We start from the raw sequence: 21,924 nt of genomic DNA on the forward strand, positions 1-21,924 counted from the left end.
GATCGTTCCAAGCCCTGTTGCCAACGTGCCGCAGATACCATGTCGGTGGGATTGTCGTCGAGATATGCCGCCTAGGCAGTGTTGACTCGATCTATATATTGCCGATAGATACGGTAATTTTGATTTACACGAGAACTTGTTCTATGTCTTGCGGTAGTTATACAATTTTATTCTCTGAAGTAAGCGGCGCAAGGAAGCTTTCACCCCGTCGGGAATCCATGGACGTCGGCAACGAGGCGCGGAGGATACGCTTGCGAGCGGCCGTGGCGTCGCTGGTGTTCGGGACTGCAGCGATCGGCAACGTCGATGCAGCGGAACTCCCGGATCAGAAGGGTGCCGCTGTGGCGTATGTCCGCGTGTGCTCGGCGGAAGGTGTGGGCTTCTTCTACGTGCCAGGAACCGACACCTGCCTGCGTGTCGGTGGCCGTGCGCGTTTTGAGTATGGCGTTATAGGCACGGCCAACCGGAGCACGACGAACGGCGATATCTCGCAGTACCGCGGGCTCCTGCGGCTCAACCTCGATGCTCGAACGCAAACGGACTATGGGATACTGCGTGCTTTCGTGCGCCTTGAACTCGCCAGCCGTACCGGATCGACCCCCGAGACGTCCGGCACGCTTCAGCGTTTCGGCGCTGCCTTCCCAGGGCTCGGCCCCGATGCCTACAGCCGCGCTCAGGGCTATGTGCAGGCCGACAAGGCTTTCATCCAGTTTGCCGGCCTGACAGCTGGCCGAGCGTCGTCCTTCTACGATTTCTATGCGCACGACCTTGAGATCTCGCGCGGGTCATTGGGGTCGGACGTGTCCTCCACGAACCTGCTCGCCTACACGGCAAAGCTCGCGCCCGGGTTCTCTGCGACGGTGTCGATGGAAGATCCCCTCCAACGGCGCCAGCCGGTCTATGCGAGCGGAACGGCCACCGAAGCGGCACCGACGGCATTCGGGGTCTTCAATCCGTATGGAAACGCGACGGCCGTGGCGCCCATCATCGTCGCCCGGAATGCGGTCGGCATGCCGACGGTCATCGCTCTTGAAGACGCCACACAGAAGAGCCGCCTCCCGGACTTCGTGGGCGTCGCGCGCTATGATTCGGATTGGGGTTCGACCCAAGTCTCCGCCGCCATCCACGAGATCAACGGCGGCAATGCCGCCTTCCTCGCCGGCATCAACGGTGGAACCGCGCCCGCGGCCGCAAATGTTCCCCGTTCCTCTAGTGCTTACGGCTGGGCCGTGCAGGCTGGCATCAAAATCAATCTCCCATTCATCGCCCCCGGCGACATTCTCTACTTGCAGGGATCATACGGCCGCGGTGCCGAATCTTATACCGGCATTCAACAATTCCGCGCTGGCGGGCTGGTCTCCTCTGTGATCTTCAACGGCTCCCCGATCCAGCGGTACCTCGTGGATGCCGTGGTCAATCCGGTCAACGGCAAATTCGATCTGTCCGAAAGCTTCACGCTGGTCGGAGCGTTGCTGCACAATTGGACGCCGGAATGGCGTTCCGCCGTCTTTGCCAGCTACGGCGAGGCAAGGTTCGGCAAGGCCGATCGGTATCAACTGGCCACGATCGGATTCGGGTTGGCTCCGATCTTTAATTCGAACGGCACCATCAATGCGGCCAACCTCGCGGCGTTCGGCTATAGCAACACCCTGCGCGACACGAGCCTGATCGTGGCAGGCGCGAGCCTCATCTGGTCGCCGGTGCGCGATCTCGACATCGGATTGGAAGGCGAATACGTGCGCGCTGCTCTGCTGCAGGGCGTGACGAATGATGCCAACAAGAACCCGAACGGGATCAACGTGAACGGCGTGCCGATCCGGGCAAGCAGTTCTGCCGACACGGCGCAGATCCGTCTGCGCATCATACGAGATTTCTGATCCCGGTCATCGTGCTCGCCGCCGACGCGGCAGCCGGTCCGGCGATGCCGCCAATCTGGCAAAGCATCGGCCTGCGAGGCCTGTTGCCCGCGGCGACCGGCCGGCATCGGCGGGCGGAAGTCCCGGGTGTGAGGAGCGGCAGCCTGCCGACGGCCACGAGGCCTGGGGGCGTCGCTGAACGCGGTGCCGGGTCGGTCCGCGTCAATTCGGCTTGCCCGCTCGCCCGCCGAGCCGGCCCGGCAAGCCTGTCAGGCGGTCCTTCATCTCCAGCACCTTCTGGACCTTCGCGCCGAGGGTGAGGAGCTGGACGAGCCGCTCGGTGTCCAGGCGGCGCACGTCGGCGTACCAGCCGGCGAAGAGTTCGAAGAGGTCGTGCATTTCCCCGAGCCGCGCCTGGGCGTGGCGCTCCGCCTCAGTGTCCGCCTCCTGCATCAGGAGTTCGCGTAGCATCGTCAGGGTCGGGTCGATCTCGCGCTTCTTGCGTTCCTCGACCAGGGTGCGGACGATCTGCCAGATGTCCTCGGGGGTCGCGAAGTAGTCCCGCCGGTCCCCCGGCACGTGCTGGAGCCGCACGAGGTGCCAGGCCTGCAACTCCTTGAGGCCCATGCTCACGTTGGAGCGCGACACGCCGAGCCGCTCGACGATCTCGTCGGCATTCAGGGGTCGCTCGGCTACGAACAGCAGGGCGTAGATTTGCCCCACGGTCCGGTTGATGCCCCAGCGGGAGCCCATCTCGCCGAAATGCAGCACGAAGGTCTGGACGAGCGGAGGCAGTTGCACGGTAGCGATCCGACGAAGGCTCGACCCCGGCCTCGCCGGCGTCGCGCTCGGCTTATCAGGTCTTGAGCCAGAACCGGAGGAGCGTCGCGACGGCCCCGAGGCCGACGACGCTCGCGCCCCAGATCGCGGCGAACCAGGCGAGGCGCTTCCAGAGCGGAAGAGTCGTCGCGGGGGCCATCAGTGATACCCGTGCGCGTCGACTTTGCCGCGAAACACCCAGTATGAATACGCGGTGTAGATCAGGATGACCGGGATGAGGATCGAGGCGCCGACCAGCATGAACACTTGGCTGGCCTCGGGAGCGGCCGCCTGCCAGATCGTGATCCGGCCCGGCACCACGTCGGGGAAGATGCTGATGCCCAGCCCCACGAACGAGAGGGCGAACAGGCCGAGCGCGATCAGGAACGGCCTCCGCTCGGCCCCACCCCGCAATGTCCGCCACAGGGCGTAGGCGGCGAGCGCCACGAGGAGCGGCACCTGCGCGGAGACGAGGACGTTCGGCATCGTCAGCCAGCGTTCGAAGTAGCGCCCCTGAAGGAACGGGGTCGCCGCGCTGACGAGCGCGATGGCCGCCACCGTGGCGACGGTGAGGCGCAGGGCGAAGCGGCGGGCCTGAAGCTGGAGCAGACCCTCGGTGCGCATCACCAGCCACGTGGCTCCGAGCAGCGCGTAGGCGACGACGAGGCTCACCCCGACCAGCACGCTGAACGGCGTCAGCCAGTCCCACCAGCCGCCGGCATAGGCGCGACCCTCCACGGCGATGCCCTGCAGCAGGGCGCCGAGCGCGATCCCCTGTGCCAGGGCAGCCACCAGGGATCCTCCCGTGAAGGCCAAGTCCCAGGCGGCGCGGTGGCGAGGGTCGCGCCAGCGGAACTCGAAGGCGACGCCGCGGAAGATCAGCCCGAGCAGCATGGCGATGATCGGCGCGTACAGGGCCGGCAGGATCACCGCGTAGGCCAGCGGGAAGGCCGCGAACAGGCCACCGCCGCCGAGCACCAGCCACGTCTCGTTACCGTCCCAGACCGGGGCGATCGAGTTCATCGCGGTATCCCGCTCCGGCCCCGGCCGCAGGGCCGGGAACAGGATGCCGATGCCGAGATCGAAGCCGTCCATGACGACGTAGGCGAAGACCGCGAAGGCGATCACGAACGCCCAGACCACGGTGAGATCGACGCTGTAGGCCATGGCTGCCTCACTCGGCCGGCTGGAGGTGGCGGTCCGGATCGACCGAGGGGGCGGGCGTGATGCCCGCAGTCCGGATCGGCGCGCCGGGCTCAATCCCGGTCTCGCCGGCATGAGGCGGGTGCGCCATCAGCCGGAGGATGTAGAGGGTGCCCATGGCAAACACTGAGAAGTAGATCACCACGAAGGCGGTGAGCGAGGCGGCCACGGCCGGCCCCTGGAGCGGCGAGGCGGACTGGGCCGTGCGCAGCAGGCCGTACACCGTATAGGGCTGGCGCCCGACCTCCGTGGTGATCCAGCCCGCCAGGACCGCCACGAAGCCGGCCGGTCCCATGGCGACGGCGAAACGGTGCAGGGGGCGCCACGCGTAGAGCGTGCCGCGCCAGCGCGCGAGCAGGCTCAGGCCGCCCAGCAACACCATCAGCATGCCGAGGCCGACCATGATGCGGAACGACCAGAACACGATCGGAACCGGCGGCCAGTCCGTTCGCGGCAGGCTGTCGAGGCCCGCCAGCGGCGCATCCAGGCTGTGCTTCAGCACCAGCGAGGACAGCTTCGGGATCTCCACCGCGTAGCGCACGGTGCCGGCCTCCTGGTCGGGCAGGCCGAACAGCACCAGCGGCGCCCCGTCCGGATGGCTCCGGTAATGGCCCTCCATGGCCATGACCTTGGCGGGCTGGTGCTCCAGGGTGTTGAGCCCGTGCGCGTCGCCCGCGAGGATCTGGACCGGCGCCACCAGAGCGGCCATCCACATTGCCATCGAGAACATCGTCCGGGCGGCCGGGTTGGCTCGATCGCGCAGCAGATGCCACGCGCCGACCGCGCCGACCACCAGGGCAGTCGTGAGGTAGGCCGCCAGCACCATGTGCACGAGGCGGAACGGGAAGGAGGGGTTGAACACGACCGCCCACCAGTCCTGGGGCACGAACTGCCCCTGCGCGTTGGTGCCGTAGCCGGAAGGCGTCTGCATCCACGAGTTCACCGACAGGATCCAGAACGCCGAGAAGAAGGTCCCGAACGCCACCATCAGGGTCGCGGCGAAGTGGAGCCGCGGCCCGACCTTGGTCATCCCGAACAGCATCACGCCGAGGAAGCCCGCCTCCAGGAAGAAGGCCGAGAGCACTTCGTAGGCCATCATCGGGCCGAGGATCGGGCCGGTCTTGTCGGAGAACACCGACCAGTTCGTGCCGAACTGATAGGACATCACCAAACCGGACACGACGCCCATGGCGAACGCGATGGCGAAGATCTTAATCCAATACTTGAACAGGTCCATGAAGACCTGTCGCCCCGTGGCGAGCCACAGGCCTTCCAGCACGGCGAGGAAGCTCGCCAGGCCGATCGAGAAGGCCGGGAACACGATGTGGAATGCCACCGTGAAGCCGAACTGCATGCGGGCGAGGATCAGGGGGTCCAGATTGGCGAGCACGTCGGATCTCCGGCTCGGGGGTCAATGGCTTTGCATATAGCAATTTCAGAAAATTCTGAAAAGTCGATAAATTGCGTCTTGGCGCCGGATGCCTCACCGACGAGCGTCCCGTACCGGGCAGGGTCGCCAACAGGGCCTGGACGCGCGGATCCGGACACGGCAGGCTCCCGGAGATTCCCCAGAAGCCGGGACCTTGCAGGCGCGATGCCCGCCATCGGGCCGTGGCGCCGCACGCTAGGTGGCCTCGGCGAGCTGCCCCGCCATAACGAGAGCTGTCACGAACCATGGCCGATGCTGTTGTGTCCGCGCCCCCCGTCGACCTCGCCGCCGCGCTCTCGGCGCGCATCCGCGGCATCGGCACGAGCCAGATCGGCCTGGTGGCGGATCGCGGCAGGGACGATCCCGAGGTGGTGAAGCTCTGGATCGGCGAGGGCGACCTGCCGACCCCGCCGTTCATCGTCGAGGCGGCGCACCGGGCAATGATGGCCGGGCATACGCGCTACACCACCTCGCTCGGCCTGCTGGCCCTGCGGGCGGCGCTCGGCGCCTACCACGCGCGGCACTGGGGTGCGGAGATCCCGCCGGACCGCTTCGCCATCACCGCTGGCGGCATGAACGCGATCATGCAGGCCGCGCAGGTGCTGCTGGAGCCGGGCGACGAGATCATCATCCCGTCGCCCGCCTGGCCGAACCTCGCCGAGGCGGTCCGCATCACTGGCGGGGTGCCCGTGACGGTGCCGTACCGCATCCTGCCTGACGGACGCTTCGCGCTGCCGCTGGCCGACATCGAGGCGGCACTGACGCCGCGCACCCGGGTGGTGATGGTGAACTCGCCCTCGAACCCCACGGGCTGGACCATGCCGCTGTCAGAAATGAAGGCCCTGCGCGACCTCGCCCGCGCCCGCGGCCTGTGGATCCTGTCGGACGAGGTCTACGCGCACTTCACCTACGGCAACAGCATCGCGCCGTCCTTCCTGCAGATCTGCACGGAGGATGACCGCCTGATCGTGACCAACACCTTCTCGAAGAACTGGGCGATGACTGGCTGGCGGGCCGGCTGGGTGATCTTTCCGCGCGGCCTCGCGCCCACCTTCGCCAAGCTCGGGCAGTACAGCACGACCTCAATCCCGAGCTTCATCCAGCACGCCTGCATCGCGGCCCTCGAGGAGGGCGACGGCTTCATCCGCACGATGGTCGACCGCTGCGCCGAGAGCCGTGCGATCCTGGTTGACGGACTCTCGCGCCTGCCCGGCGTCACGGTCGCGCCGCCGGACGGGGCGTTCTACCTCATGGCCCGGATCGCGGGCGACGAGCGGAGCCTCGACCTGGCTTTTCGCCTGCTGCGCGACGCCAAGGTCGGCGTCGCACCGGGCACCGCCTTCGGGCCGGAGGGCGAAGGCCTCGTCCGCATCTGCTTCGCCATCAGCCCGGCGCTGGCGCGGGAGGCGGTGGCCCGGCTGACCGCCGTGCTGGGGCGGAGTTCGTCCGGGTTTGCACACTGATCCCGGAGGCGGTCCGCAACTCCTTCGCCTGCACGCCTAGCAGAGCCTCGCACAGTGCGATTCGGTTGGCGCGAGGGCTCAATTGAGGCTCACTCCGGAAATGGCGCACGCGTCCCCCTCTGAGGGGGAGGGCGCGCGCCTGTGCCGGGTCGATGCCCGCATCCTTCGATCAGGCCCGATAAGCTCCACCTCACCGCCCCCAGCGCAGCACCAGCGGGTCGGTGCGGCGGGCGAGCTCGATCAGGCCCGCGCGGGTCGCCGGATGAAGTGGCTGAATCGGAAGCCGTGCCGTCTCGTGGGCGATCACGCCCCCCTCGGCCATCAGCGCCTTGCAGGCGAGCAACCCGCATTGCCGGTTCTCGTAGTTGATCAGCGGCAGCCAGCGCTCGTAAGCGTCCAGGGCCTCCTGGCGGCGGCCGGCCGCGTAGGCGTCGGTGATCTGCCGGATGCCGTCCGGATAGGCGCCGCCGGTCATCGCCCCGGTGGCGCCGGCATCGAGGTCGGCCATCAGGGTGATCGCCTCCTCGCCGTCCCAGGGGCCGACGACGGCGTCGCCGCCCAGTGCGATCAGCTCGCGCAGCTTGCCCGCCGCCCCGGCGGTCTCGATCTTGAAATAGGCGACGTTCTCGATCTCCCGGGCCATGCGCGCCAGGAAGGCGGCCGAGAGCGGCGTGCCCGCCACCGGCGCGTCCTGGATCATGATCGGGATGGAGATCGCATCCGAGACGGCGCGGAAGAAGTCGTAGATCCCGAGGTCGGGAACCCGGATCGTGGCGCCGTGATAGGGCGGCATCACCATCACCATCGCGGCCCCGGCCTCCTGCGCGCGGCGCGAGCGCGCGGCGCAGACCCGGGTGGAGAAATGCGTGGTCGTCACGATCACCGGCACGCGACCGGCGACCTGATCCAGCACCGCGTGCATCACGGTCTCGCGCTCGTCGTCGGTGAGGACGAATTGCTCCGAGAAGTTGGCCAGGATGCACAGGCCCTGGCTGCCGGCATCGATCATGAAGTGGATCGCCCGGCGCTGCCCGTCGAGGTCGAGGGCGCCCGCGGCGTCGAACACCGTGGGGGCGACCGGAAAGACGCCCCGGTAGGATTGGGCGGGAGAGGTCATGTGCGATCCTTCCGCCGAGGCGGGCCGCGCGCGCCGGCTCACGCGAACATGCCCTCACGGGCCGGCCCGGGATACGGCCTTGCTCCTCCAGGATCGACCCGGGGACCGAGACCCGAATACCATGCGTCGAAGGCGTACCGCTGTCGGGCACAGATTCCTAGCGCTCGGAGTGCCCGGCCGCTCCCCGTCCGACCATTCCTGCAGACCCTGTCGACGCTCCGGCCGGGGAAGACGTCGTGAACGGCACGGTGGACCCGGCGCCAAGACCCCGTGGACTCGCACCGCCACCGCGGGTCTCACCGCTCCGGGTAGGCGTCGCGGTCGCGCCTTTGTGTGGGACGCGTGACCTGTTGCCGTCCATCCGGGCTCAGCGCCTTGTCATGGCTGACCCGTTCGGCCACCCCACTTCCCGACCGAGGCCCTGACCGAACGCGTCGGCACGGACGGCTTCGACCCGTCGATACAGCTGGTCATCCTCGGCTGCGCCGACGCGTCGGTCCACGACAGCCTGTCCTTCCCCGACTTCCAAAAGAAGAAGCCGCATGCGCCCATGAAGATCGTCGTCCAGACGCTGCTCGGCGAGGCGGCGGCCCCGGCCGGACCCTGGCGTTCTGTCGTGCTTCAGATGAAGGTTGTTTCAAAGCGACGCGCAGTCATTCCGGGGTTCGCCATAGGCGAGAGCCCGGAATCCAGAAGCATCTGGATGTCAAATATTTACGCGCCAACTTGACGCCGGCCGCGGATCCGGACTCCGGTCTCCTCTGCGCGGCCCCGGAGTGACGACACTGATACTCCAAAGCGTCAAAGCATGGACCACGGAGTCCCGCTGCATCGCGTTTGTCCGAAAGCCGGCGGCCACCTTTCGGAGCCGTGCTCTTGGCACCGCCGCGGCGGTCACGCCGTCAGGACCGCGAAGGTCGCCGCGCCAAACCAAGTCCCGGCGCAGCAAGACTGACAATCCCGCGCCGAGCGGATCTCATTGCGCGGCCGGCAGCTGTCCCGAGATCCAGTCTCGCGCATCGTCCAGGTCGGTGAAGAGCGGCGGGCAGAGGGGATCGACGGGCCCGAAACCCACCTCGAGGAACCATTTACCCGCCTCGTCGCCGTGTAGTTCGGAGAGGCGGACCAGGATCGCGACAAGGAAGCCGTCCGCGAAGACAAGCTGACTCTCCGCATCGTCGCTCTTCGTCGCGACCTGCACGGACTGCAGGCTCAGGCTCATGTGGCGCACGGGTCTCCTCAGGGGATGTCGGTGGGACGGAACGCCGCCAACACGCGCGATCAGGATGGGGCGAGATCTTTGCTCGCACGCTGCTCTACCTAATCAAACCCTCGCGTCGAAGTTCCTGAAGCATGCTGTTCACGGATCCGTGCGCTGGATCCCGCGTTTCCCGCTCCTTGCCCCACCGTCCGCCGCGTCGCCTGAGGGTCGGATGCGCGCGCCGTGTCACCCTGACGGGCTCTCCGCAGGAGGAGCCGTCGCCGGCGAAACCGCCGCGCCGCCGGGCTCCGGCGCGCCGGCCTCGGCCGCCGGGGTGGCTTCGATGCTCTTGGCCAGCTCCATCAGCACCTCCTCCACCATGGGCGGCCACGGCACCTTCTCCTCGTCCATGAGGCGTGCGGCCCGGACGAGGGCACTGATCTGGTCCTCATAGATCGGCCGCCGGACGAGCTGCGCGTACCGCACGCGGGCAGCGAGAGCGGTGGCGAGGCGCTGCACCTCGGCGAGTCTCGCGTTCGGCGCGTGGGTGCCGTCCCCGTTGCCCATCATGCGTCCCCTTCGGAGCGTCGCGGGAGCCGGTTAGGCCCTGGCCGATGTGCCATCAGGAGGCGTGTCCCTGCGCCGCCCGCACGCGGTGCGGACGCCGGAGCGTCCCGGCGGCCTCGGGGCATGCGGCAGCCCGGGTGCCCCGCTGGCAGCAGCGGTGGCTCGGAAGTTCGGACATGCGCGTTCCTCTCAGGCCGTGCCCAAGGGAGGTAGGGCGGCGTCCGGATCGGTCACCAGGCCTGCATGGCGTGTCCGCCGACCCATAGGATGACAGCCGCGGCCAGAAGGACCGTGGTGATGTCCCGGGCTCGTCCGGGGGCGCCTCCAGGTCGCGACAGACAGACCGGTGCCGCGGGGGCCTCGGCCTTCGCATCCGTCAGGAACCGCGTCAGGCTCTCGGGCAGGGGACGCCTGTCGCGGACGTGCCGCGATCGGGTTCCGGCCAGGGTTCGGCGCTCGCTCATGGTCATCGGCTCGACAGTCAGACGTCCCCGACGCGGTGCGATGCGGTGTCGGCGAGAGCCTTTCGCTTTCCGGTCCGGTAGCGCACGAACTCATCGAGGGGCTTGCAGGCCGGGAGGCTTCGCGGCGCGACCGCCTCGACCGCGATGTCCGGCGGGTCGGCGGCGCCGGTCGGGCGCCCCGGTTCGTCCGGCAGGCTGATGTGCTGGCCTATCAGGTAGGCCTCGAGATCGATGAGACGGTGACGCAGGCGCCAGATGTCGTTCTCGACGCCGTTGAGCTGGACGAGCAGATCGGAGACCGTTCCCTCGCGGGCCGCGAGGGCGGACAGGACGCTGGCGCGCTCGTTCAGCAGCACATCCTTGACGGTCGGGTTCATGGTGAGCCCCTTCGATCGTGACGGAGCCAGTGACGGACGATCCTGCGTCGGCACCAAGTCTCAAAAGGGCTTAGCCGTTACCCCGGATGGTGAGGGCGTCGTCGCCGCCGCGAAGGTCCGGCGCGAACTTCCGGTATACCGACAGGGCCCTCGATGGCCGCGGCCAGCGCATCCTCCTGTCGCGTCGGAACTTTCGCCCGCCGGGTGCGTCAATTTCGTGGATCCCTGCGCCAGGAGCTTCACATGCGCGCACCCCTGATGATCGCGACCGTCACGCTGTTGGCGGTGGCCCCTCTTCCGGTATCGGCCCAGACCGTGAGCGAGACCGGAACGGGTCGCGGCCCGACGACGGCAGCGAAGGCGCCGTACACTGCGGCCACCGGGCAGACGGTTCCGAACCCGGGGGCGCTCGGCCCCAACGAGACCGGCAGCATCGAGCGGCGCAGTCCGATCGAGGAGCGCAACGACGCGATCACCCGCGGCATCTGCGTCGGCTGCGCGCGTTGACCTGACAGGTTCGGGGCCGGTGCCCCTAGGGCGGGTCCGCGGTATTCAGGCGGGGGCACACAGGCTTGCCCGCGGCGGGGCGCCTCCCGAAGACCGGCTGCGGATGCAGACGCTTCGCGCCGTTGTGCGTCTGCAACCGGAAAAAGGCCCGTCAGGATGGCAGCGCTCCGCTGCGCGAACACCTGTTCGGGCAGCCCTCACGGCGGAATTTCTGTGGCCGCGTCCCGGCGCGGCAAGCTCGCAATTCTGCGTCGTAGACGGCGGACGCCAAAAGGTTGCTGCGGCTCCTGGTCTTGAAGGCGCTCGCAAAAGCGTCGTGCAATTGCGCATTGAAAAAACTGCGCGCGGTCAAAAGACGAAGCGGATGGTTCGTCGGTCCGCCAACGCCGGTCCGCTCAGCGCTCGGCCCGCAGGCTCTTGATGATGCGGCCGGCGATCTTGCGCACGGCCTCATCGTTCCGGGCCTCGCCCTCTGCCTTGTCCCAGAGGTGATCGAGGCTGCCGTCGAGTTCGTCCAACAGTTCCGGATGGCGCCGGGCTAGGAAGCGGATCGTGCCGAACAGGAGATGCTCCGTCGCCATCTCGCGGCGACGGGCGTCGGCAACCTGATCCAGCGGCGGTGTCGGGCTCTGTTCGATCATGCCGGACCAACGATCCCCACGCTGCCGGGTTCGGGGAATGGCGCGCGGTGCGACGCCGCGGGCCGTCTTGTCGGCCCTGGTCCTGGCCCCGTTGATCCCGGGCCCGGCAGGGGCCGGGCCCATGCCGGCATCGTCGAGCACGTCGAAAGGCGCGATCACGCTGACCGAGAAGGACGCCGCGGCGGCGAAGCGCGCGTGGTCCACCTCGTGAAAACCCTCCGGCGCGCAGTCAGTGCCCCAGGCCGCCGATCCAGGCCGTGAGGGGCTCCACGAACGCCGCCCAGGTCCGGGCCCAGACGGTCCCGGGCCGGCCGTCATCTGCGGGCCTGGCAGCCATCAGCGAGGCCACGAAGGCGTCCTCGTGCATCTTGCACGCGTCCAGGGCGTTGCGCTCGTCCCCGGCCCGGCTCTGGCCGGGCGGCTGGTGCGCGTAGGCCTCGCGCAGACAGCGGTGCCAGGCCAGTTCGAGGACGCGCGGATCGGCCGTCGCGGCGGCCGCCGACCCGACGTCGATCAGGACCAGCATCATCAACAGGCTGAGCACGGGCATGCGCATGCCGCCGATATGCCCGATTTTCCGATCCTCCGGCTAGAACGAACGGGCAACAGTTCGAGGCGTCCGGCGTCCGTCAGCTGCCTTTCCGCGGACGGGCGACCCGGCAGCTGTGGTCCATCAGTTCCTCGGCACTGGCGTCCGACGCCCTGTAGGCCAGAACGATCATGCCCCCGCGCGGATCGTCCGAGGCAGCTCCGACCGCGGCGAAGCTCGCATCGTGCAGGCTTGTTCGCCAGCCCGGCACGCGCGCAAGGGCCGCGAACGGGTTGAAGTGATCCACCTCCTCTGCCGGGACCCGCATCGCGACGTAGGGCTCGTCCTCCAGCGCCACGGGAAACGGCGCCCAGGTCCCGCCGACAGCGCCGCCATGCGCCTTCAGGGCCGCCATCACGCTCGGCCGCATGCAATCGAGATGGATGTGCAGCTGGTCCTGGCTGCGGCCGCCCACTGAATTCACCTCCAGCCCCACCGCCGCGACGGGCAGCCGATCCTCCAGCGGAGCCGACACGTAGTGCCGCGCCGCCAGCGCCGCCCGCCAGTAGGCGATGCCGTGCGGGCCCTGGAGCACGGGGGCCTCGATGCCCGAGACATCGGCGGTGGGCATCACGACGATATGGGTCGGCTGGCCCGGTGCGCGCAGCACGGCGGTGCCCGGTTGCCCGGCATCGCCGAGGTCCACGTCCAGGCAGGGAAAGGTCCGGCCCGCGGCCTTTTTGGCGAGCAGGCAGGCCTGTAGCGCCACCCAGAGCACGTCGCGCGTCGGGTTGGCCGCGGTCGCGGCCGGAACCGACGTGACGGCGAGCAGGATCGCGGCGACCAGCATCCGGCGCATGGTGGGCTTTCTGGGTCCTGGCCGCGGATGTGCAACAGCCGCCGGCGGGCGATCACTGTATGCGTCAGCCGTCAGCGCAATGTTACGGGACTTCGACGCTCCATGGTGGACAAGCGGGTGCTCGGACTGGTGCGGCTGGCGGCCTGGATACTGGTGGCGGCCCTGATCACCATCACCCTCGTTCCGATCGGCCTCCGGCCGGTCGTGACCGCCAACCCGAGCTTCGAGCGGGCGGCCGCCTATGCGGCGGCCGGGCTGCTCATGATAGCGAGTTACCCGCGGCACTGGCCCTGGGTTCTGGCCGGCAGCGTCCTCCTGGCCGGCGGCCTGGAGGCATCCCAGACCTTGACCGGCACGCGCCACGGCCGGTTCGACGATTTCCTCGTGAAGGCGGGCGCCGCGCTCATCGGCGAGGTCGCCGGCCTCGCCATCCTCTCCTGGGCGGGGCATCGCCTGCGCATGCGGGCGGGCGGATGACGGCGATCTCGTTGCGCGGCCGCCGGGAAACCGCCGAGCTACCGGCGCGTTGACCCACGTGGCTCTCATGCGAGGTGCTGCCATGTTCGGCGCGGGCAAGCTCACGGGGCGGTTCTGGTTTCGCAAGACGTGGACGGGCAAGCTGGTCCTGCTCGTCGAAGACGAGAGGCCGCGCTGGTTCAGCCGCGGCGGGCTCACCAAGCTCCGCTGGCGCGATGCGCGACTCCTCGATCTGGCCGAGGGGCCGATGCGCACGCTGATGACCCTGGAGCGCACCTATCGCGCCGAATACGGGTCCGGTCCGGCGCGGGTGCTCCAGGCAGTCGTGCCTCCGCCCAAGAGTGGCGCGATCGCCACGCCTGTCGGACAGGCCGCCAACGCCTGAGCGGCAGCGGGCAGACGAAGGCGCGGGCCGAGCCTGAAGGGGCAGGGCTCGGCCCGCCTGCCGTTCGGCTTCGTACCCCTCGAAACCGCAGCGACACCCCGAGAGACGACAGTGAGGTTAACATTCCCTTAATCGTCCGTCTCCAGGCCGTCCGCCGGGTGTGTCGTGTCTCCGTCCCTGCCGCTCGAACGCAATGACTAATCTATGTTGATATCCGACTGCGAGTTCCGTAGATAACGGCCACAATCAGTTGCATCTGCGCAAATATGCACTTGACTGGCGAGCGATCGAGACACGTTCATTGGCCACTCCCACGCGAGAGGGGCCCATGGAAGACAGCATTTCGTTGCCGCAGGAAGAGCAGGTCGATTTCATCGAGCTGACTGCCGACATCGTGTCGGCTTACGTAGCCAACAACTCCGTGCCGGCGCCCGAACTGCCGACGCTCCTCTCGGGTGTTCACGCGGCGCTGGCCAGCCTGGGCCAGACCAGCGGGCCGGCCGAGCCGGACTTCAAGAGGCCGACTCCTGCACAGATCAGGAAATCGATCAGCCCCGACGCGCTGATCAGCTTCATCGACGGCAAGCCGTACAAGACCCTGAAGCGGCACCTCACCGGCAACGGCCTGACCATTGAGCAGTACCGGCAGCGCTACGGACTGCCCGCCGACTACCCGACGACGGCGGCGAACTACTCGGCGATGCGTGCCGAGTTCGCCCGCACCGCCGGCTTGGGCCACAAGCGCAGGAAGCCCGTCCCGAAGCTCACCGTGATCGCGGAGACCGTCGCCGAGGAGCCGGCGTCCGACGGACACGGTGCGGCTGCCGAACCTCTCGCGAAGCCGGCCAGGGCCCGCAAGCCGAGGAAGGCCGAGACGAAGGCGTGAGCGGCGCATCCGGCCGAGCCCTGGGCGGCTCCGGCCGCTGATGCGGTCCAGGCGCCGGCTGCGGTCGGGCTTTGCGTCCGTGGCATGCAGCCAACCAGGCGCAGGTCGGTCTCCGCCGCCTCGTCTGATCCGACAATGTCCGACGACAGGTTCGTCCGGTCGAGCGCGAGCCGATCCGAAGTCATCGCTCCGCCGCGACTGTCGGCCGGCAGGCTTTCGCGCTCGTTCCGCGGGGGGGCAAGATCGGGGCTCGAACCGCGTGGCCCGCGAGGAGGCCTCTGATGATTCGCACGCTCTGCTGGGGGGCGCCGCGCCCTGAGGCGGCCGCTCAGCGCGAGCCATTCGGCTGGCTCCACGCGATCGCCGGCTCATCCGAGTCCAAGACGTCTTTCGGCGGGTTACCGAACCGGCACACGCGGAAACGGCATCTGCCTTTTTGAGCGGCCCGAAGACGGCCGCCGTCGCGGAGGATCACCATGGCCGAGACCGAGCTGGAACGGTCCGCGATGCGGCGCATCGGGTGGCGGCTCGTGCCGTTCCTGATCCTGGCCTACTTCGTGTCCTTCCTGGATCGGGTGAATGTCGGCTTCGCGGCGATCCAGATGAACCATGATGTCGGACTGACTGCCACGGTATTCGGCTGGGGCGCCGGGATCTTCTTCCTCGGCTACTTCCTGATGGAGATCCCCAGCAACCTGATGCTGGAACGGTTCGGGGCGCGGCTGTGGATCGCCCGGATCATGGCGACCTGGGGGCTCATCTCCATCGCCATGGCGCTCGTGCAGGGGCCGTGGTCGTTCATCGCCCTGCGCTTCCTGCTCGGCGTGGCCGAGGCCGGATTTTTCCCGGGCGTGATCCTGTATCTCACCTACTGGTTTCCGTCGGCCTACCGGGCGCGGATCGTCGGCATCTTCATGATCTCGATCCCGGTCTCGTCGTTCCTCGGCTCGCCGATCTCGGGCGCGCTGCTCGGCCTGAGCGGCTGGGGCCTGCGCGGCTGGCAATGGCTGTTCATCCTCGAAGGGCTGCCCGCCGTCCTGATGGCGGCGGCCGTGCTGTGGCTCCTGCCCGACGGGCCGAGCCGCGCCGCGTGGCTGCCCGCAGCCGAGCGTGTCTGGCTGGCGGAGCGTCTCCAGGAGGAGGGCGCCCGGAACGCCGCGCGCAGCGGCGGGGCCGAGCGCCCCTCACTCGGGGAGATGCTGCGCGACCGGCGGCTGATTCTGTTTGCGGCGATCTATTTCGGCTCGACGGCGAGCAGCTACGGCCTGACCTTCTGGACGCCGCAGATCGTCAAGAGCTACGGCCTCGGCAACGTCGAGACCGGCCTCTTGAACAGCGTCCCCTACGGTGTCGCATCGTTGGCGATGATCCTGTGGGGCCGGCACAGCGATCAGGTGGGCGAGCGTCGCTGGCATCTGGCGATCCCGTTCCTGGTCCTGGCCGCGGGGCTCGCAGGGGGCACGATCCTGTCCGGTATCGCCCCGCTGGTCTGCGCGCTGACCGTGGCGGCCACCGGCGTCTACATGCTGAAGGGGCCATTCTGGGCCCTGGCGACCGAGGAACTCCCGCCGGCCGCGGCGGCCGCCAGCATCGCGGCCATCAACGCCGTGGGCAATCTCGGCGGCTTCCTCGGGCCCTATCTGATCGGCGCGATCAAGGACGCGACGGGCAGCTTCAACCTCAGCCTGACGCCGCTGATCCTGTTCGCCCTGGTTTCGGCCGGCCTATCGCTCGTGCCGGGGTGGGAACGCGCGGCGCCATCCATGCCCCAAGCCGCGCCGGACCGGCGACTGGCCGCGCGCAGGGGCGGCGGCGCCTGAGCCACTCGGCCAGTCGCCGGCTTATGCTAAAGCTTGCGGCGACCGACGAATCAGCGGAGTCGATGGCGTGCGTGCCGGTTCCAGATTGTCCGAGCGCTGGTTCACCCGCGCGCTCTGGCTCGTCGCGCTGCTCTTCGCGGGGTTCCTGATCGGGCTTGGCTCCCTGATCGTCGGAGACCTGCCGCAGGTGGAGCAACGCTACACCCTCGGACAGTTCCTCGATACCGACCAGGCCCGGGCCTCGGCCGACATCCTGAAGCAGATCCGCCGGGATCAGGACGATAACCGGCGCCGGATCGAACAGGAAAGGCTCGCCCTGGAGGCGGCCCAGGCGGCCTCAGAGGGTGCGCGCGAGACCTTCGCCAACTGGCTGAAAACCCGGGACGCGACGCAGCGCGTCGACCAGGATCCAGGCCTGATCGCGCGCACGCTGCAGCTCGACACGCTCAAGGACGCGGAGCGGGCGGTCGAGGAGCGGCTGGCCGCCCTGGCGCGAACGGGCCTCGACCTGTCTGAGCGGGAGGCGGCTCAGGCGCAGGCGGACGGCGCGTTGCGCGCAGCGGCCCAGCAGAAGCGCGACGCGGCCGAGCGCGGCCAGGAACTCCGGGTGTTCGGCTACCGGCTCGCCTTGACCCTGCCGCTGCTGGCGCTGGCCGGATGGCTGCTTCTGAAGCGGCGGCACACGCGCAACTGGCCGTTCGTCTGGGGCTTCGCGCTGGCCGCGGCCTTCGCGTTCTTCGTCGAGCTGGTCCCCTACCTGCCGAGCTACGGCGGCTACGTCCAGTACGGCGTGGGCGTGCTCGTGACGCTGATCGGGGGGCGTTCGGCGATCAACGCCCTGCACGCCTACCGCCAGCGGCAGGCCCTGGTCGAGGCGCGGCCCAACCAGGAACGCCGCACGGAGATCGCGATCGATCAGGCGCTGGCGCGGTTCGCCAAGAAGATCTGCCCCGGTTGCGAGCGGCCCGTCGCCTTGGGCGATCCGGACACGAACTTCTGCCCGCATTGCGGGCTCGGCCTGTTCGAGCGCTGCCCGGCCTGCACGCAGCGCAAGAGCACCTTTGAGCGATTCTGCCACGCCTGCGGCCACCAGAGCGCGGGCGCGGCTATCCCGGCCGCGTAGAGGGCTCCGAGGCCCGGTCGGTCCCTCAATGGGCGGTCGACGGATCCGGTGCCTGCGACGTCCGGCCGACCGCCTGGCTCAGGACACGCCCGAGCTGGTCGGCGGAATAGGGTTTGTGCAGCAGATCGAATCCGTGGGTGCCCTCCTGGGCCAGGACGTTGCTGTAGCCCGACGCCAGCACGACCGGCAGGTCCGGCAGGCGGCGCGCCAGCTCCTGGGCCAGGGCGAGGCCGCCCATGCCGGGCATGACCACATCCGAGAACACCACTTCGAACCCGCCTCCGTCCCGGCCAAGCCGGTCGAGCGCCTCCTCGGCATTGGCCGCCCAAGTGGTCTCGTAGCCGAGATCCTGCAGGATCTGGGTGGCGAACTGGCCGACCTCGACGTTGTCCTCGACCACCAGAACCCGCTGCCCCGCGCCCAGAGGCGCCTGCGGCGCCGAGGCTCCGTCGGTCTCGTCGGCCTCGCGGTCAACCTCGACCTGTGGGAGGTACAGGGTGAACGTGGCCCCGCGCCCCGGCGTGCTCGTCACGTCGACGTTGCCGCCTGACTGCTTGGCGAAGCCGAAGACCTGGGACAGGCCTAGGCCGGTGCCCTTGCCGACCTCCTTGGTGGTGAAGAACGGCTCGAACAGGCGGCCGAGATCACGCTCCGGAATGCCCGCGCCCGTGTCGGTCAGCGACACGGCCGCGAAGGCGGACCGCGCGCCGGCATGGCCGCGGATCGCCGGCATGGTGCTGCCGCCGGCCAACCGCAGGGTCAGCGTCCCCTCGCCATCCATCGCATCCCGGGCATTGACTGCCATGTTCACTAGCGCGGTCTCAAACTGGCTGACATCAGCCCGGATGTAGCAGGGCTCGTCCGGCACCTCCGCGACCACGCGGATGCGGGCGCCGATCACCGTATCGAGCATGTCGGCGATCCCACGCACCTTCTGGCCGACATGGAACACCTCGGGCTTGAGCGCCTGGCGGCGCGCGAAGGCCAGCAACTGGCCCGTGAGCTTGGCCGCGCGGTCCACCGTGTCGGAGACCGCGTCGAGATAGCGGGCCTTGCGCGCCTCCGGCAGCTCGGGCCGGCGCAGGAAGTCCACCGACGAGCGGATGATGGTCAGCAGGTTGTTGAAGTCGTGCGCCACGCCGCCGGTGAGCTGGCCGACCGCCTCCATCTTCTGCGACTGCCGCAGGGCCTCTTCGGTCTGCATCAGCTCGCTGGTCCGCTCGGCGACGCGCTGCTCCAGCGTGTCGGTCAGGGTGCGCAGCATCATGATGGCGCGGTCGCGCTCGGCCTCGACGGCCCTGCGGTCCTCGACGTCGATGAGCACGCCCGGGAAGCTCAGGGGCGTCCCGTCCGGTCCGAGATCGACGCGGCCGTTCGCCTCGATCCAGTAGTACTTCCCGTCGGTGCGCCGCACCCGGTACTGGTGCGCGTAGGCGCCCCCGCGGCTGACCGCCTCGTCGATCGCCGCGATGAGACCCTGGCGGTCGTCCGGATGGACCGTCGCGATCACCTGTTCCAGGCTGAGCCCGACGCGACCCAGGGCGGGATCGAGGCCGAAACTGCGCGCGAAGCCCTCGTCGACGGTGAACGCGTCGGCATGCAGGTCCCAGACCCAGGTGCCGATGATCGCGCCGGCCGAGAGGGCGAGCTGGATGCGGTCGGCATAGACCTTGGCGAGCGCCTGGCTCGCCTGCAGCCGCTGCTCGGCGAGCACGCGCTCGGTGGTCTCGACCACGAAGGCGATGACCCCGGCGGGCCGGCCGCTCTCGTCGAGCACGGGCGAATAGTCGAGGTTCATCCAGACCTGCTCGGGCCGGCCGTAGCGGTGCAGGATGAGTTCCTGGTCCTTGTAGGAGAGCGTGCCGCCGGAAAGCCCGACGCGCATGACGTTGTCGTTGAAGTCGGCCACCTCCGGCCAGCCCTCGCGCACCTTGGAGCCGAGGAGCTGCGGATGCCGGCCGCCCGCGAAAACCGAATAGGCATCGTTGTAGATCATGATGCCGTCCGCGCCCCAGAGCAGTACGATCGGCACCGGCGACAGCAGCAGGGTGCTGACCGCGGAGCGCAGGCTCTGGGACCAGCCCTCGATCGGCCCCAGGGGCGTCGCGGCCCAGTCGTAGGCCCGGACGATCGCGCCGAGCTCGCCGCCACCGGGCAGGAATGCAGCCGTGGCGCTCATCCCTGGTGCGGCTCCCGCGCGTTCGCTGCGGCATCCTGTGCAGCCCTCAGGTCGGACTCCCGACGGGCCATCGAACCCTGCCCGCGCCCGTCGCGCAAGCGCCGTACTGCGCGCGTCCCGTCGCCGAGGGCGCCGCGGCGGCCGGTGGCCGGCAGGCGTTCGGCGACCGCCCGCAGGTCGGGGCTCAGCGATATCGAGGCGGGTCCGCGCGCAGCCATGGGCGCGGCATCGCCCGTGGGAACCGGTCTTACAAGCATCCCGCGCGCGTTTCGGCCGGGAGGGTCGGTCCTGAGGCTTGTGCGCCACACGTGGCCGGACGACCCGGGAGAAAGCCGGGGCCGGCCGGGCGGATCCGCTCCCGGGCTGTCGGATACGAACCCGGGACCGGATCTCCGGCGCCGTGACTGCGCCGTCGGGCACCAGATCTGCGCCGTGCAAAACTCTGGGCGGCCGGAATCCTTGGCAACTCGGGCTGTCTTCAGGGAACCCGGTGCGGCCGCGCTTGCTCGCCGGGTTCGTCGGCCATAGATGCCGATGATGACGGCGATCCCCTTCGACAACAGCTACGCCCGCCTGCCGGAGCGATTCTTCGCGCTCCGCACACCGACACCCGTGGCCGCCCCGAGCCTGATCCGCCTGAACCACGACCTCGCCCGGAGCCTCGGCCTGGATCCGGACTGGCTCGCAGGTGCCGAGGGGGTGGCGGCCCTGGCGGGAAACCGAGTTCCGGACGGGGCGGCCCCGCTCGCGGCAGCCTATGCGGGACATCAGTTCGGCCAGTTCGTGCCGCAGCTCGGCGACGGTCGCGCCATCCTGCTCGGCGAGGTGGTCGACCGGGCGGGCCGCCGCTGCGACATCCAGCTGAAGGGATCCGGTCCGACGCCGTTCTCCCGGCGGGGCGACGGCCGTGCGGCACTCGGGCCGGTGCTTCGCGAGTACCTGGTCAGCGAGGCCATGGCGGCGCTCGGCATCCCGACCACCCGGGCGCTGGCCGCCGTGGCGACGGGCGAGCCCGTGGTGCGCGAGACGCTGCTGCCCGGCGCCGTGCTTGCCCGCGTGGCGGCGAGCCACATCCGGGTCGGCACCTTTCAGTACTTCGCGGTCCGGGGCGATGTCGAAGGCCTGCGGGCGCTGGCCGACCACGTCCTGGCCCGGCATTATCCGGAGGCCGCAGACGCCTCACGCCCCTACCGGGCGCTCCTGGAGGGCGTCGTCGCCCGACAGGCCGACCTCGTGGCGCGCTGGCTGCTGGTCGGCTTCGTCCATGGAGTGATGAACACCGACAACATGTCGATCGCCGGCGAGACCATCGATTACGGTCCCTGTGCCTTCCTGGACGCCTATGATCCCCGGACGGTCTACAGCTCCATCGACCAGCACGGGCGATACGCCTACGGCGAGCAGCCGCGGATAGCGCTTTGGAACCTGACGCGTCTGGCCGAGACCCTGCTGCCGCTGCTGGCCGCCGACGAGACCGAGGCTGTCGCTGAGGCGGAGGCCGTCCTGTCCGGCTACGCGCCGCGCTTCGAGGCCGCCTATCATGGCGGCCTCGCCCGGAAGCTCGGGCTCACCGAGGTCCGGGAGGGCGACGCCGCGCTGGCGAGCGACCTCCTCAAGCGGATGGCCGAGAACCAGGCCGACTTCACCCTCACGTTCCGGGCCCTGTGCGACGCGGCCGAGCGGCCGGACGACGATACCTCGGTCCGCGACCTGTTCGTCGACCCGACGGCCTATGACGGCTGGGGCTCGCGCTGGCGGGACCGGCTGGTCCTGGAGGGCCGCGATGCCGCCGCGACGGCCGCGGCGATGCGGCGTGTCAATCCGGCCTTCATCCCGCGCAACCATCGCGTCGAGGCGATGATCGAGGCGGCGGTGGAGCGGAACGACTTCGCCCCCTTCGAGGAACTCCTGGCGGTGCTGTCCTGTCCCTACGACGCGCAGCCCTCCTACGCCCGCTATGCCGAGGCGCCCGAGGGCGGCGGGGTGGGCTACCGGACGTTCTGCGGCACCTGAGTCGGCATC

At 69.1% G+C, this 21,924-nt stretch carries 23 protein-coding genes and 1 pseudogene; 11 read left to right on the plus strand and 13 right to left on the minus strand.

Annotated elements, in window-relative coordinates; translation table 11 throughout:
* Positions 1-218 precede the first annotated feature (218 nt).
* On the plus strand, positions 219-1,877 hold the full coding sequence (locus tag Q8W67_RS21305) for a porin (RefSeq protein ID WP_305549739.1): 1,659 nt from the start codon (positions 219-221) through the stop codon (positions 1,875-1,877).
* A gap of 201 nt (positions 1,878-2,078) precedes the next feature.
* On the opposite strand, the gene Q8W67_RS21310 is transcribed toward Q8W67_RS21305, so the two are convergent.
* The 4 genes from Q8W67_RS21310 to Q8W67_RS21325 are packed head-to-tail and all read right to left on the minus strand — an operon-like array spanning position 2,079 to position 5,268.
* The gene (locus tag Q8W67_RS21310) at positions 2,079-2,657 is read right to left on the minus strand and encodes a GbsR/MarR family transcriptional regulator (protein WP_305549741.1); all 579 of its coding nucleotides are present in this window, start codon (positions 2,655-2,657) and stop codon (positions 2,079-2,081) included.
* 55 nt (positions 2,658-2,712) lie between these two features.
* Complete coding sequence (locus Q8W67_RS21315) at positions 2,713-2,835, minus strand: DUF2474 family protein (protein WP_305549743.1); 123 nt, start codon at positions 2,833-2,835, stop codon at positions 2,713-2,715.
* Positions 2,835-3,842, minus strand: a complete 1,008-nt coding sequence (cydB, locus tag Q8W67_RS21320) for a cytochrome d ubiquinol oxidase subunit II (protein WP_305549745.1) — start codon at positions 3,840-3,842, stop codon at positions 2,835-2,837. Before cydB ends, Q8W67_RS21315 begins: the two co-directional genes overlap by 1 nt.
* 7 nt (positions 3,843-3,849) lie before the next feature.
* Complete coding sequence (locus Q8W67_RS21325; protein ID WP_305549747.1) at positions 3,850-5,268, minus strand: cytochrome ubiquinol oxidase subunit I; 1,419 nt, start codon at positions 5,266-5,268, stop codon at positions 3,850-3,852.
* Positions 5,269-5,552: 284 nt separating this feature from the next.
* On the opposite strand from Q8W67_RS21325, the gene Q8W67_RS21330 reads away from it, so the two are divergent.
* Complete coding sequence (locus Q8W67_RS21330; RefSeq protein ID WP_370693925.1) at positions 5,553-6,770, plus strand: pyridoxal phosphate-dependent aminotransferase; 1,218 nt, start codon at positions 5,553-5,555, stop codon at positions 6,768-6,770.
* A 190-nt stretch (positions 6,771-6,960) separates the two neighbouring features.
* On the opposite strand, the gene Q8W67_RS21335 is transcribed toward Q8W67_RS21330, so the two are convergent.
* On the minus strand, positions 6,961-7,887 hold the full coding sequence (locus Q8W67_RS21335) for a dihydrodipicolinate synthase family protein (protein ID WP_305549751.1): 927 nt from the start codon (positions 7,885-7,887) through the stop codon (positions 6,961-6,963).
* 412 nt (positions 7,888-8,299) lie between these two features.
* Here Q8W67_RS21335 and Q8W67_RS21340 point away from each other — a divergent pair.
* Positions 8,300-8,455, plus strand: a pseudogene (locus tag Q8W67_RS21340) (amino acid ABC transporter substrate-binding protein); the annotation flags it as partial.
* Positions 8,438-8,617, plus strand: a complete 180-nt coding sequence (locus Q8W67_RS21345; protein WP_305549752.1) for a hypothetical protein — start codon at positions 8,438-8,440, stop codon at positions 8,615-8,617. The pseudogene Q8W67_RS21340 and the gene Q8W67_RS21345, both read left to right, overlap by 18 nt.
* 246 nt (positions 8,618-8,863) lie before the next feature.
* Here Q8W67_RS21345 and Q8W67_RS21350 read toward each other — a convergent pair whose 3' ends face one another.
* The 4 genes from Q8W67_RS21350 to Q8W67_RS21365 form a co-directional block, all read right to left on the minus strand.
* Entirely contained in the window at positions 8,864-9,109 is a 246-nt protein-coding gene (locus Q8W67_RS21350; protein WP_305549754.1) for a hypothetical protein, read from the minus strand.
* A gap of 225 nt (positions 9,110-9,334) precedes the next feature.
* Positions 9,335-9,658, minus strand: coding sequence for a hypothetical protein (locus Q8W67_RS21355; protein ID WP_305549756.1), 324 nt, complete (start codon positions 9,656-9,658; stop codon positions 9,335-9,337).
* Positions 9,659-9,885: 227 nt separating this feature from the next.
* On the minus strand, positions 9,886-10,119 hold the full coding sequence (locus Q8W67_RS21360) for a hypothetical protein (protein ID WP_305549758.1): 234 nt from the start codon (positions 10,117-10,119) through the stop codon (positions 9,886-9,888).
* Between the two features lie 17 nt (positions 10,120-10,136).
* Entirely contained in the window at positions 10,137-10,496 is a 360-nt protein-coding gene (locus tag Q8W67_RS21365) for a hypothetical protein (RefSeq protein ID WP_305549760.1), read from the minus strand.
* A gap of 243 nt (positions 10,497-10,739) precedes the next feature.
* On the opposite strand from Q8W67_RS21365, the gene Q8W67_RS21370 reads away from it, so the two are divergent.
* The gene (locus Q8W67_RS21370) at positions 10,740-11,003 is read left to right on the plus strand and encodes a hypothetical protein (protein WP_305549762.1); all 264 of its coding nucleotides are present in this window, start codon (positions 10,740-10,742) and stop codon (positions 11,001-11,003) included.
* 395 nt (positions 11,004-11,398) lie between these two features.
* Here Q8W67_RS21370 and Q8W67_RS21375 read toward each other — a convergent pair whose 3' ends face one another.
* The 3 genes from Q8W67_RS21375 to Q8W67_RS21385 all read right to left on the minus strand — a co-directional run bounded on the left by Q8W67_RS21375 (position 11,399) and on the right by Q8W67_RS21385 (position 13,032).
* Positions 11,399-11,848 carry a hypothetical protein gene (locus tag Q8W67_RS21375; protein ID WP_305549764.1) on the minus strand — a complete coding sequence of 150 codons (450 nt, stop codon included), beginning with the start codon at positions 11,846-11,848 and terminating at the stop codon, positions 11,399-11,401.
* A gap of 25 nt (positions 11,849-11,873) precedes the next feature.
* Positions 11,874-12,200 (minus strand): hypothetical protein, encoded by a 327-nt coding sequence (locus tag Q8W67_RS21380; RefSeq protein ID WP_305549766.1) that lies wholly within the window; start codon positions 12,198-12,200, stop codon positions 11,874-11,876.
* Between the two features lie 73 nt (positions 12,201-12,273).
* Positions 12,274-13,032: a CDP-diacylglycerol diphosphatase gene (locus Q8W67_RS21385; RefSeq protein WP_305549768.1), complete on the minus strand. Its 759-nt coding sequence runs from the start codon at positions 13,030-13,032 to the stop codon at positions 12,274-12,276.
* 102 nt (positions 13,033-13,134) lie between these two features.
* Here Q8W67_RS21385 and Q8W67_RS21390 point away from each other — a divergent pair, with 102 nt between their 5' ends.
* The 5 genes from Q8W67_RS21390 (at position 13,135) to Q8W67_RS21410 (ending at position 17,723) form a co-directional block, all read left to right on the plus strand.
* Positions 13,135-13,509 carry a hypothetical protein gene (locus Q8W67_RS21390; RefSeq protein ID WP_305549770.1) on the plus strand — a complete coding sequence of 125 codons (375 nt, stop codon included), beginning with the start codon at positions 13,135-13,137 and terminating at the stop codon, positions 13,507-13,509.
* 82 nt (positions 13,510-13,591) lie between these two features.
* Positions 13,592-13,894 carry a hypothetical protein gene (locus Q8W67_RS21395; RefSeq protein WP_305549800.1) on the plus strand — a complete coding sequence of 101 codons (303 nt, stop codon included), beginning with the start codon at positions 13,592-13,594 and terminating at the stop codon, positions 13,892-13,894.
* A gap of 328 nt (positions 13,895-14,222) precedes the next feature.
* Positions 14,223-14,780 carry a MucR family transcriptional regulator gene (locus Q8W67_RS21400; protein ID WP_305549772.1) on the plus strand — a complete coding sequence of 186 codons (558 nt, stop codon included), beginning with the start codon at positions 14,223-14,225 and terminating at the stop codon, positions 14,778-14,780.
* Positions 14,781-15,256: 476 nt separating this feature from the next.
* The gene (locus Q8W67_RS21405; protein WP_305549774.1) at positions 15,257-16,600 is read left to right on the plus strand and encodes an MFS transporter; all 1,344 of its coding nucleotides are present in this window, start codon (positions 15,257-15,259) and stop codon (positions 16,598-16,600) included.
* A 67-nt stretch (positions 16,601-16,667) separates the two neighbouring features.
* Positions 16,668-17,723, plus strand: a complete 1,056-nt coding sequence (locus Q8W67_RS21410; protein WP_305549776.1) for a zinc ribbon domain-containing protein — start codon at positions 16,668-16,670, stop codon at positions 17,721-17,723.
* A gap of 25 nt (positions 17,724-17,748) precedes the next feature.
* Here Q8W67_RS21410 and Q8W67_RS21415 read toward each other — a convergent pair whose 3' ends face one another.
* Positions 17,749-19,902 (minus strand): ATP-binding protein, encoded by a 2,154-nt coding sequence (locus tag Q8W67_RS21415; protein WP_305549778.1) that lies wholly within the window; start codon positions 19,900-19,902, stop codon positions 17,749-17,751.
* Positions 19,903-20,439: 537 nt separating this feature from the next.
* Between Q8W67_RS21415 and Q8W67_RS21420 the strand changes: the two genes are divergently transcribed.
* Entirely contained in the window at positions 20,440-21,915 is a 1,476-nt protein-coding gene (locus Q8W67_RS21420) for a YdiU family protein (RefSeq protein WP_305549801.1), read from the plus strand.
* The last annotated feature ends 9 nt before the right edge of the window (positions 21,916-21,924 follow it).

The organism is Methylobacterium sp. NEAU K (genome assembly GCF_030700285.1).
Lineage (GTDB): Bacteria > Pseudomonadota > Alphaproteobacteria > Rhizobiales > Beijerinckiaceae > Methylobacterium.